This is a genomic window from Ruegeria sp. CDSC025 (assembly GCF_059610805.1).
This window is the reverse complement of the sequence record NZ_JBXWOJ010000015.1, coordinates 86,636-95,800: the sequence shown is the minus strand read 5'-3', so window position 1 is coordinate 95,800 and position 9,165 is coordinate 86,636. Positions and strand designations below refer to the sequence as shown.

Here is a 9,165-nt window from a genome sequence, read left to right as displayed (position 1 = left end):
CGCGCAAGCGAATGATCAAATGGAAAGGGCGCCCATTCGGCGCCCTTTCTCGTTTGATCTCGACAAGCCCGCGACGCACCCATGTCGTACACCAATGAGTGTTGAGTGATCGGAGGCGGTGATGAGATCGTTCGTCGAATAGTCTCAGACCTAACCGTCGAAACAAAAAAGCCCGCCCCAAACGGGGGCGGGCTTTTTCTGTTTGGAATGCATCTTTATTTCTGGGACTGACTGCGCCTGCGCGCGGTCATTGCCCGGCCGTCACGGATACTCATACCCATCAATGTCAGATTGGTGGCACCAGCGACCAATTCGATGACCTGAACAAGGTAGAAGCTGGTGTCGAAGGCCCCGGCTCCGGCCTTTGCTTTCAGGTAGAGTGCTGCGGGTACCAGAATAAGCAGGCCGTTGGCTGCGATGATCGGCATTCTTTTCTTTTTGGCCAATGCCGAAGCATCTTTGCGCCAGCTTCCCATCGACATTCCTGTGGCGCCGACAATTACCATGGCCGGGACCAGCAAGAACAGGCCATAGACGATCATGGTTTTTACTGATGCCACGGTCGCGTGGGAAGCGAAGATCTCGCTGTACAAAGTAGATGTCCAGAATGTCAGGATTGTTAGAAATCCGATAACTCCAGCGATGGGGTGGATTGTTCTGATCATGGGTCGCCTCCACTTTTTGCCTTAGGCAACACAGTGGTTGTCGACCGTCAGCTTGCGCAGAAGATGTGGTCGCGTCACTGCGCTGTCCGGGTAGTCGGCGATACGGCTTTGGAATTCAGGATTGGTAAAGGCCTGACGGAAACTCTTCACATCTTGCCAGACAGCATAGTTCACGAAGGTCGCGCTGTTGGCGATGCCTTTGTGCAGTTGCGTCGAGATGTATCCCGGTTGCGATTTCATGAAATCCGCGTCGTGGGACCAGGCGGTCAGCAGGGCGTCTTCGTCCTTGGCGTCAACCGTGAACAGGTTGATCAGAACGACGGGGCCTTCCTCGGTTTCCATCTGGTCAGCCAGGGTTGCGATTTCGTCCAGTTCTACGATGCGTGCCATTCTTTGATCCTCTTTCAGAAAATAACATAGCAAGCTATATAATATTGCATAGCATGCTATGCAAGTGTATTTATCCGACATGGATTTCACGAAAGAAGACTCTGCCGGATATCTGGTCAATCACATGGCGCGCTTGTTTGCCCGGGACCTGCAGCAGCGTATCTCTCCTTTGGGGATCGTCGTTGGGCAATTCCCCATTTTGCTGGAGCTTTGGCAAAAGGACGGCGTGTCGCAAAAAGAGCTGCTTGGCAAAATCGACGTCGAGCAGGCGACGTTGGCCAACACGCTCAACCGGATGGAGCGGGACAGTTTGGTCAAGAGAACCAAAAACCCAACCGATGCCAGAGCTCAGCTGATCTGGTTGACCGAAAAGGCGTCAGGGATACGCGCGGAGGCATATGAGGCCGCCCAGACCGTAAACGCGCAGGCGCTTGCGGGGCTGAGCGCCGAGGAACAACGTCAGTTTCTGGACCTCATGCACAGGGTGATTTCGGGCATGCGCCAGGAATAATGAGTTACAGCGCGGAATTCGCAGCGGCCCGCACGGCGCGGATGTTGTCGCCATAGACCCCGGGCTGATCTACCGATCCACCTTTGAACACAGCTGAGCCGGCAACCAGAACGTCGGCGCCTGCGGCCGCGACCAGCGGGGCGGTGTTTGGATCAACGCCGCCATCAATCTCAATATGGACGGGACGGTCGCCAATCATCTGGCGCAGGCGGCGGATTTTGCTGGTCATGTCGATGAACTTCTGGCCGCCAAAGCCGGGGTTTACGGTCATAACGCAGATGAGATCGGTCAGATCCAACAGGTGCTCCACCGCTTTGGCCGGAGTGCCCGGGTTCAGCGCGATACCGGCCTTCATTCCTGCAGCGCGGATGGCCTGCAAGGTGCGGTGCGAATGCGGCCCTGCCTCGATATGGGCGGTCAGGACATCGGCCCCAGCATCCGCATAGGCCTGAATGTAGGGATCGACTGGGGTGATCATCAGATGCACGTCCATCACCGTTTTGACATGCGGACGAAAGGCTTTGACGGCGGGTGGACCAAAGGTCAGGTTGGGGACAAAATGGCCATCCATCACGTCAATATGCACCCAGTCGGCGCCCTGAGCCTCAATGGCCTGAATCTCGGCGCCGAAATTGGCAAAATCGGCGGACAGGATCGACGGGGCGATCTTGATGCTGCGGTCAAAGCTCATGGTTGCCTCGTGTCATCTGAACAGTTGAGGATGCGTATAGCGTTGAGGTCAGTTGATGGATAGCCCCCGCGACAATCGCGCCGTAACAAAACTTTCACCTTACTGACACACAGCCGTTGAACAGTGCCTGTAGCTCACCGCCAAGACGAATTGGGGGTGGCCTGTGCTGCGTATCGACAAACTGACCAAACGCTTCGGCGAAAACATAGCCGTGGATGCGGCGACTTTGGATGTAGACAAGCCGTGCATGATCGGCATCATCGGGCGATCCGGCGCCGGGAAATCCACCCTTTTGCGGATGGTCAATCGCCTGACCGATTCCAGCGAAGGCAAGATCCTGTTCGAAGGCCGCGATGTCACCCAGTTGAAGGGGCGAGAGAAGCGGGCGTGGCAGGCCGAATGCGCCATGATCTTTCAGCAGTTCAATCTGGTGCCGCGCATGGATGTGGTGTCGAACGTGCTGCATGGCACACTGAACCGCCAATCGACACTGGCCACCATGTTCAACCTGTTCCCGATGGAGGACATCCACCGCGCCATCGACATTCTGGATCGTCTGGGCATCGCCGAACATGCGCCGAAACGGGCCGAGGCGCTGTCGGGTGGACAGCAGCAGCGTGTCGCCATCGCGCGGGCTTTGATGCAGGACCCCAAAATCATTCTAGCGGATGAGCCGATCGCATCGCTGGACCCGATGAATGCCCAGGTGGTGATGCAGGCCCTGCGCCGCATCCACGAAGAGGATGGCCGCACGGTCATCGCCAACTTGCACACGCTGGATACCGCGCGCCGCTATTGCGACCGCGTTGTCGGCATGCGCGACGGCCGCATCGTCTTTGACGGGTTGCCCGAACAACTGACCACCGGCGTCGCCCGCGAGATCTATGGGGCCGATGCGAGTTTCTCGGAAGAGGCGACCTCGACCGAGATCGAAACGCTCGACGCCACCCAGAAGGCCCTGATGGAAGCCGAAGCCACCATCTGAGCCACCCCAACCACCTTTCATCGCCCGACCCGATGAGAGGTCGGGGACATCAACCTGGAGAGAGACAGATGAAAAACCTAATTGCTGCCCTTGTTGCGACCACTGCCATGGCCGCGCCCGCTATGGCGCAGGAAATCAGCGAATTCCGAATTGGTATTCTGGGCGGCGAAAACGCTCAGGACCGGATGAGCAAAAACGAATGCCTGCGCGAATACACCGAAGAGCTGTTGGGCGTTCCGACCAAGCTGTTCGCCCCTGCCGATTATAACGGTGTGATTCAGGGCCTGCTGGGTGGCACGATTGACGTCGCTTGGTTGGGTGCGTCGGGTTACGCCAAAACCTATCTGAGCGATCCCGAAGCGGTTGAGCCGGTTCTGGTCAAGGTCAACAGTGATGGCGGCTATGGCTACTACTCGGTAGGCTTTGCGCGCAAAGATAGCGGCATCGCCTCGCTGGAAGACATGAAGGGTAAGGCCTTTGGTTTTGGTGATCCGAACTCGACCTCAGGATACCTGATCCCTTCGATCGAGATTCCACAGGCCACCGGCGCCACCATGGACTCGGGCGATTACTTCGGTGAGGTCAAGTTCACCGGCGGTCACGAACAGACTATCGTTGCGGTAAACAACGGTGACGTTGACGGCGGCGTGACCTGGGCCGACGGCCTGGGTGATTGGGAAGATGGCTATCAGTCGGGCGCGCTGCGCCGCGCTGTTGATGCCGGTCTGGTCGACATGAACGATCTGGTCGAGATCTGGAAATCGGCGCCGATCCCGGAAGGCCCGGTCGTTCTGCGCAAGGCCTTGCCCGAAGATGTCAAAGTTCAGGTCACTGAACTGTGGAACACGCTGGATGAAAAAGACCGCGAGTGTTTCTACGGCGTGGCAGCAGGCGAAGCCAAGAGCTTTGATCCCATCACGCATGAGGCCTACGAGGTCATCATTGAAGCCCGCAAGCTGAAATCCAACTAAGCCTGCAACTCACATGATCGGGGTCCGGTGTTATACCGGACCCCGTTTTCTCAGGAGCATTCTATGACAGACCTGACCGCAGGGTCCCACAGTGTCGATCAGATCCGCGACGAATACTCAGAAATGACCCGGCGAAAACGGGCCTATGGTGGCATTCTCCTGATCCTGTTTGTGGCTTTGATGGCCGCAGGGTTCCGAACTGCGGATGATCGAAACGCAGGCAGTTTCGTTGACGGTTGGCGCAGGGTTTTCGACTATCCGGCCGAGGTTCTCTCGGAAGCGTGGGAAAAGATCGGCGCGATGCCGGAGAATCTGATCCGGTTCTTTCCGGCCCTGATTGAGACGATCAATATCGCGGCAGCATCAACCCTGATCGGTACGATTGCGGGCACATTTCTAGCCCTGATGTCGACACGGGGCATGGCGCAAAGGCCATCTCTGATCCCTTTGTTTCGGCGGATTTCCGATATCTGCAGGGCCATCCCTGAAATCGTTATCGCGCTGGTTTTGATCTTTATTCTCGGCGGCGGTCCGGTTCCGGCCATGATTGCGATTGCCATCCATACCGCCGGCGCGTTGGGCAAGCTGTTCTCGGAAGTGAACGAGAACGCTTCGCTGAAGCCGGTTGAGGGGCTGCATTCGGTGGGCGCGAACTGGTCGCAACGGATGTATTTGGGCGTGATCCCACAGGTCGGACCGAACTATGTCAGCTATGCCTTGCTGCGGTTCGAGATCAACATCCGTGCCTCGGCCATCCTCGGTTTCGTCGGTGCTGGCGGTCTGGGCTATGAGCTGCGCAACGCGATGTCATGGGGGCAGGGGCGCTACGACGAGGCCGCGGCCATCTTCCTTCTGCTTTTTGTCACAATCATGGTCGTGGATCAGCTGTCCGGCTATCTGCGGGATCGCCTGACCCACGGGTCTGAAAAAGGAGCTTCGGCATGACGACCTTTGCCACTGATCTGTCGACAGATGACCTCAAGGCCGAGGCCGGTCGTCTGTTCAACCGCAAACGGATCGTGAATTTCGGGTTGCCCGGCCTTGTCGCTTTTTACCTGATTTACGTGTTCTTTGCCTTTGACGTGCCTGGTATTGCCGGGCGTGCAAATTGGGAAAACGGCAAGACGCTTGTTGCCGACAGTTACAGCTACAAAACCCATGTCACGCGGGATAACCGCAATGGTGATGTGTCCGTTGCGGTCGAAGGGGACCGCAAAGGCACCTATCCTGACGGGACAGCACCCGACTGGGTGGCGTTGGGCGAAACCACGATCATTGACCTGGAGGATGGTCACTTGGTGCGATTCGGCCCCGAGACAATCGAATACGATATCCCTGGCTATGGCGTCGTGCGCGCTACGCCCAGCCGGGCCTCTGGGGTGCAAGCAGAGTTACCGGCGGGCGATGTTCCAGACTGGATCAATGTCTCGAAAAATCGGCTGGCGATCACCACCGATGCCGGGCGTCTGACCGTGACCCGCAACCGGTCCGAAGTGTTTCGCTATTTCCCAGGGTGGGAGCTGTTTTGGTTCACCCTCGACAGCCCGTATTATGGCAAATCTTTCCCCGAGTTGGTCAGCCGCGCCACCGCCGGTGAGGCCGGTGCTATTTTCAACGATTTCTGGACCAACAAGATCTGGCGGCATCAGGATGTGGCCTGGGCCATCTTTGAGACGATCCTGATGGCGTTTCTGGGCACCATGGGGGCAGGGATTATCGCCTTGCCACTGGCGTTCCTGGCGACGCGGAACTTTAACCCCTTGCGGTCGGTGCGCTTTGCCACACGGCGGGTGTTCGACTTTGTACGCGGTGTGGACGCCTTGATCTGGACCGTTGTTCTGGCACGGGCCTTCGGCCCAGGGCCGTTGACCGGAGCGCTGGCAATTCTGGTGACCGATACCGGGACATTCGGCAAGATATTCTCAGAAGCGCTAGAGAATGTGGATGAGAAGCAGATCGAGGGCGTGCAGTCGACCGGTGCGAATGCGCCGCAGCGCTATCGCTTTGGCGTGATCCCACAGATCACTCCCGTGCTGTTGAGCCAGCTTTTGTACTTTCTCGAATCCAACACCCGCAGCGCGACCATAATTGGCGCGATTACTGGCGGCGGCATTGGTCTGTTGCTGACGCAGGCGATCATCACTCAGAAAGATTGGGAAGAGGTCGCCTATTACATCGTTCTGATCATTCTCATGGTGATGTTGATGGATTGGTTCTCGGGCTGGTTACGGCGTCGTTTGATCCAGGGCGACAGCGGCAAGAAGAGCAAGCCGAGCAACGCGAAAACCAAAGATTTTATTCTGCCGTGAGCGCAGCTTGAAAGGTCAGGACTATGGCACGATTGCGCGCGGATGAACCGTTCATCCATCCCGATTGCCAGATTACCAACAGCAGCTTTGGTGCATTTGTCGAGATTGGCACCGGCAGCCGGATCGCCAACGCGGTCTGGGGCGACTATTCCTATTGCGACCGGACCTGCGACATCGCTAATGCAAGGATCGGTAAGTTTTCGAACATTGCCAGCTTTACCCGGATCGGCGCTACGGATCACCCGTTGCAAAAGGCCTCGCTGCATCATTTTAGCTATCGGTCGGCTGACTATTGGGACGATGCCGAGGATGATGCGGAGTGGTTTGTCCATCGCGCAAGCCGGATCGCATTTATCGGGCATGACACATGGATCGGTCACGGGGCGATCATCAAGCCCGAGGTGACAATCGGTAATGGTGCGGTCATCGCATCCGGGGCGCTGGTGACCAAAGACGTGCCGCCCTACATGATCGTTGCTGGGGTGGCGGCCCAACCACTCCGCCCCAGGTTCCCACAAGCGGTTGCGGATCGGATGGAGCAGTTGGCCTGGTGGGACTGGGACAACAGCCGCTTGCGTGACGCATTGCCGGATTTTCGCAAACTAGAGGCTGAGGCGTTTTTGGAGAAATACGAATAGCTGGCCCTGTGACCCCAGGTGCTCCGCGCTCGCAGAAGCATCGGTTTCGCCGATCCCCCTTTGCGGCCTTGGGCCGGGCGCCGCGCTTTGCGCGGCGCTACGCCCAACGGGATGAGACCTCCGATAGGAGGTTGAAGACGGGCGGGAGACCTACGGGATCAATCCTCGTTCAGGGTCAGCGTGACTCGCTCTCCGGCAAAGGTTGTTCTTCCATACTCGACAGGATTGCCATCGGGGTCTGCATTGATGCCGATCGAAAACAAGACTGGTGCGCCCTCGGGCAGGTGCAAGTGCAGAGCTTGAGTTGCCGTGGCCGCGCGCGCGGTCAGGCGGGTTGAGATGCGCGTGTAATCTGGCACATCGCATCTTTGCAGGGCTTTGGTGACGGATTGGGTTTCGGTTAGAATCTGCAGAATGTCAGGAAATCGCTTGGCCGGAAAAACGCTTTGAAACAGGCCGATGGGTTGCCCGTCGGCCAGAGACAGACCGTCATAGACATGCACCGTGTCGCCGGTTTCAAGCCCCAATGCATCGGCCTCGGCTTCATCCGCGGCCCGTGTGGTCAGGGCGAGGATCTTCTTGCCGGGCATCTTGCCGCTGGCCGAGATGCTCTTGTGGTATCGCACCCGCTTACCAATCGGATACTCGGTTGGTCGGGTGGCGACGAATACACCGGCCCCGCGCCTAGAATGGACCAGCCCCTGGTCGGCCATGTCAGACAGCGCCCGGCGAACCGTGTGGCGGTTAACGCCATGCGTTGCGGCCAGTTGCGCTTCGGTCGGCAACCGGTCACCGGTTTGATATCGCCCTTCGGCAATGTCCGACGTCAGGCTTAGGGCGATGCTTTTCCAGATCGGCGTTTTGTTCATGTCACCAAAAATTCACACAGTTGCGATTGCGAGTCGCCGGGCGGCGGTCTATGATTTGTATAGTTGTATATGATAAGTAGACAACCCCGCCAAGAGGCTTTGATGACACAACAGACAGATTCCGCGACCGAGGCGCGTAAGACCTGGATGGGCCTGCTGGCCCGCGCGCCAGATGAAGCCACGTTGGCGCTGTGGGAGGGTCTCACGGACCGTCCCGGCTTTGAATGGCTGCGCAGCCCCGAAGTGGGCGGCGTGATGGTGCGCGGACGTACCGGCGCCACCGGGGCGCCGTTCAACCTGGGTGAAATGACGGTCACGCGCTGCTCGGTGGTCTTGCAGGATGGCACGGTTGGACATGGCTATGTTCAGGGCCGGTCAAAGCCCAAGGCCGAAGCTGCAGCTGTGATTGATGCGATGATGCAGACTGCGGCAGCAGACCATGTGCAGGAAAACCTGCTCGGTCCGCTGGAACAGAAAATGCAGGCGGTCAAAATCGCGCGGGCGGCAAAGGCGGCGGCAACCAAAGTAGAATTCTTCACGCTGGTTCGGGGAGAAGATTGATGACTGCGCAAACTCAATTCTCGGGCGGGTTCCAGAACATACCGGTTGATTCCGCACATGTTTTTCGCGCGGCGATGACGGTGATGGCACGCCCAGGCGAAATCCGCAGCCTGTCAGGGGCCGTGCCCCCAGCGCCTTTGTCGGTAGCAGCGGGCACCTTGTTGCTGACTTTATGCGACCCGGAAACCAAGGTACATCTGGCGGGTGAGCTCGACACCGATGCTCTGCGCGAATGGCTGACCTTCCACACCGGCGCGCCGCTGGTTCCTGCTGCCGAGGCAGATTTCGCCGTCGGCACTTGGGGCGAAATTGGTGGGCTGGATCGCTATCGTATCGGAACTGCCGAGTATCCGGATCGGTCAACCACTCTGATTGTTGAGCGTGACAGCCTGGATCAGTCCGGTGCCATTTTGCACGGTCCCGGTATCAAGCAGAGCGCAGGCTTGAACCTACCCGATATCCCTGCGTTGCAACGTAATGCGGCTCTTTTCCCTTTGGGATGTGACTTCTTCTTTACCTGCGGTGACAAGGTCGCGGCCCTGCCGCGCAGTACCCAGATCAGCGCGGAGGGTTAA

Annotated in this window: 12 protein-coding genes; 8 read left to right on the top strand and 4 right to left on the bottom strand. The window is 58.1% G+C overall.

Annotated elements, in window-relative coordinates; genetic code table 11:
* Nucleotides 1-215 precede the first annotated feature (215 nt).
* Together AC2FH8_RS17870 and AC2FH8_RS17865 are read right to left on the bottom strand one after the other, a co-directional pair.
* Nucleotides 216-665: a hypothetical protein gene (locus AC2FH8_RS17870; protein ID WP_496690391.1), complete on the bottom strand. Its 450-nt coding sequence runs from the start codon at nt 663-665 to the stop codon at nt 216-218.
* Between the two features lie 21 nt (nt 666-686).
* Nucleotides 687-1,055: an antibiotic biosynthesis monooxygenase family protein gene (locus tag AC2FH8_RS17865; protein WP_142639319.1), complete on the bottom strand. Its 369-nt coding sequence runs from the start codon at nt 1,053-1,055 to the stop codon at nt 687-689.
* A 79-nt stretch (nt 1,056-1,134) separates the two neighbouring features.
* Between AC2FH8_RS17865 and AC2FH8_RS17860 the strand changes: the two genes are divergently transcribed.
* Nucleotides 1,135-1,566: a MarR family winged helix-turn-helix transcriptional regulator gene (locus tag AC2FH8_RS17860; protein WP_142639321.1), complete on the top strand. Its 432-nt coding sequence runs from the start codon at nt 1,135-1,137 to the stop codon at nt 1,564-1,566.
* Nucleotides 1,567-1,570: 4 nt separating this feature from the next.
* Here the strand turns inward: AC2FH8_RS17860 and rpe are convergent, their stop codons facing one another.
* The gene (gene rpe, locus AC2FH8_RS17855) at nt 1,571-2,257 is read right to left on the bottom strand and encodes a ribulose-phosphate 3-epimerase (protein WP_496690390.1); all 687 of its coding nucleotides are present in this window, start codon (nt 2,255-2,257) and stop codon (nt 1,571-1,573) included.
* 163 nt (nt 2,258-2,420) lie between these two features.
* Between rpe and phnC the strand changes: the two genes are divergently transcribed.
* From phnC to AC2FH8_RS17830, 5 genes are all read left to right on the top strand, one after another.
* Nucleotides 2,421-3,242, top strand: coding sequence for a phosphonate ABC transporter ATP-binding protein (phnC, locus tag AC2FH8_RS17850; RefSeq protein WP_142639325.1), 822 nt, complete (start codon nt 2,421-2,423; stop codon nt 3,240-3,242).
* 68 nt (nt 3,243-3,310) lie between these two features.
* The gene (gene phnD, locus AC2FH8_RS17845) at nt 3,311-4,213 is read left to right on the top strand and encodes a phosphonate ABC transporter substrate-binding protein (protein ID WP_496690389.1); all 903 of its coding nucleotides are present in this window, start codon (nt 3,311-3,313) and stop codon (nt 4,211-4,213) included.
* A 63-nt stretch (nt 4,214-4,276) separates the two neighbouring features.
* Nucleotides 4,277-5,158 (top strand): phosphonate ABC transporter, permease protein PhnE, encoded by an 882-nt coding sequence (phnE, locus tag AC2FH8_RS17840; protein ID WP_496690388.1) that lies wholly within the window; start codon nt 4,277-4,279, stop codon nt 5,156-5,158.
* On the top strand, nt 5,155-6,522 hold the full coding sequence (phnE, locus tag AC2FH8_RS17835) for a phosphonate ABC transporter, permease protein PhnE (RefSeq protein ID WP_496690387.1): 1,368 nt from the start codon (nt 5,155-5,157) through the stop codon (nt 6,520-6,522). Before phnE (AC2FH8_RS17840) ends, phnE (AC2FH8_RS17835) begins: the two co-directional genes overlap by 4 nt.
* 23 nt (nt 6,523-6,545) lie before the next feature.
* Nucleotides 6,546-7,160, top strand: a complete 615-nt coding sequence (locus AC2FH8_RS17830; RefSeq protein WP_496690386.1) for an LbetaH domain-containing protein — start codon at nt 6,546-6,548, stop codon at nt 7,158-7,160.
* 158 nt (nt 7,161-7,318) lie between these two features.
* On the opposite strand, the gene phnF is transcribed toward AC2FH8_RS17830, so the two are convergent.
* The gene (gene phnF / locus AC2FH8_RS17825) at nt 7,319-8,029 is read right to left on the bottom strand and encodes a phosphonate metabolism transcriptional regulator PhnF (RefSeq protein ID WP_281973432.1); all 711 of its coding nucleotides are present in this window, start codon (nt 8,027-8,029) and stop codon (nt 7,319-7,321) included.
* A 102-nt stretch (nt 8,030-8,131) separates the two neighbouring features.
* On the opposite strand from phnF, the gene phnG reads away from it, so the two are divergent.
* Together phnG and phnH are read left to right on the top strand one after the other, a co-directional pair.
* Nucleotides 8,132-8,590 carry a phosphonate C-P lyase system protein PhnG gene (phnG, locus tag AC2FH8_RS17820; RefSeq protein WP_281973433.1) on the top strand — a complete coding sequence of 153 codons (459 nt, stop codon included), beginning with the start codon at nt 8,132-8,134 and terminating at the stop codon, nt 8,588-8,590.
* Nucleotides 8,590-9,165, top strand: coding sequence for a phosphonate C-P lyase system protein PhnH (gene phnH, locus AC2FH8_RS17815; protein WP_281995917.1), 576 nt, complete (start codon nt 8,590-8,592; stop codon nt 9,163-9,165). Before phnG ends, phnH begins: the two co-directional genes overlap by 1 nt.

What these genes read in the sequence shown, in the direction of transcription:
- AC2FH8_RS17870 (WP_496690391.1), bottom strand. Translation starts at nt 665, where the DNA reads ATGATCAGAACAATCCACCCCATCGCTGGAGTTATCGGATTTCTAACA.
- AC2FH8_RS17865 (WP_142639319.1), bottom strand. Translation starts at nt 1,055, where the DNA reads ATGGCACGCATCGTAGAACTGGACGAAATCGCAACCCTGGCTGACCAG.
- AC2FH8_RS17860 (WP_142639321.1), top strand. Translation starts at nt 1,135, where the DNA reads ATGGATTTCACGAAAGAAGACTCTGCCGGATATCTGGTCAATCACATG.
- rpe (WP_496690390.1), bottom strand. Translation starts at nt 2,257, where the DNA reads ATGAGCTTTGACCGCAGCATCAAGATCGCCCCGTCGATCCTGTCCGCC.
- phnD (WP_496690389.1), top strand. Translation starts at nt 3,311, where the DNA reads ATGAAAAACCTAATTGCTGCCCTTGTTGCGACCACTGCCATGGCCGCG.
- phnE (WP_496690388.1), top strand. Translation starts at nt 4,277, where the DNA reads ATGACAGACCTGACCGCAGGGTCCCACAGTGTCGATCAGATCCGCGAC.
- phnE (WP_496690387.1), top strand. Translation starts at nt 5,155, where the DNA reads ATGACGACCTTTGCCACTGATCTGTCGACAGATGACCTCAAGGCCGAG.
- AC2FH8_RS17830 (WP_496690386.1), top strand. Translation starts at nt 6,546, where the DNA reads ATGGCACGATTGCGCGCGGATGAACCGTTCATCCATCCCGATTGCCAG.
- phnF (WP_281973432.1), bottom strand. Translation starts at nt 8,029, where the DNA reads ATGAACAAAACGCCGATCTGGAAAAGCATCGCCCTAAGCCTGACGTCG.
- phnG (WP_281973433.1), top strand. Translation starts at nt 8,132, where the DNA reads ATGACACAACAGACAGATTCCGCGACCGAGGCGCGTAAGACCTGGATG.
- phnH (WP_281995917.1), top strand. Translation starts at nt 8,590, where the DNA reads ATGACTGCGCAAACTCAATTCTCGGGCGGGTTCCAGAACATACCGGTT.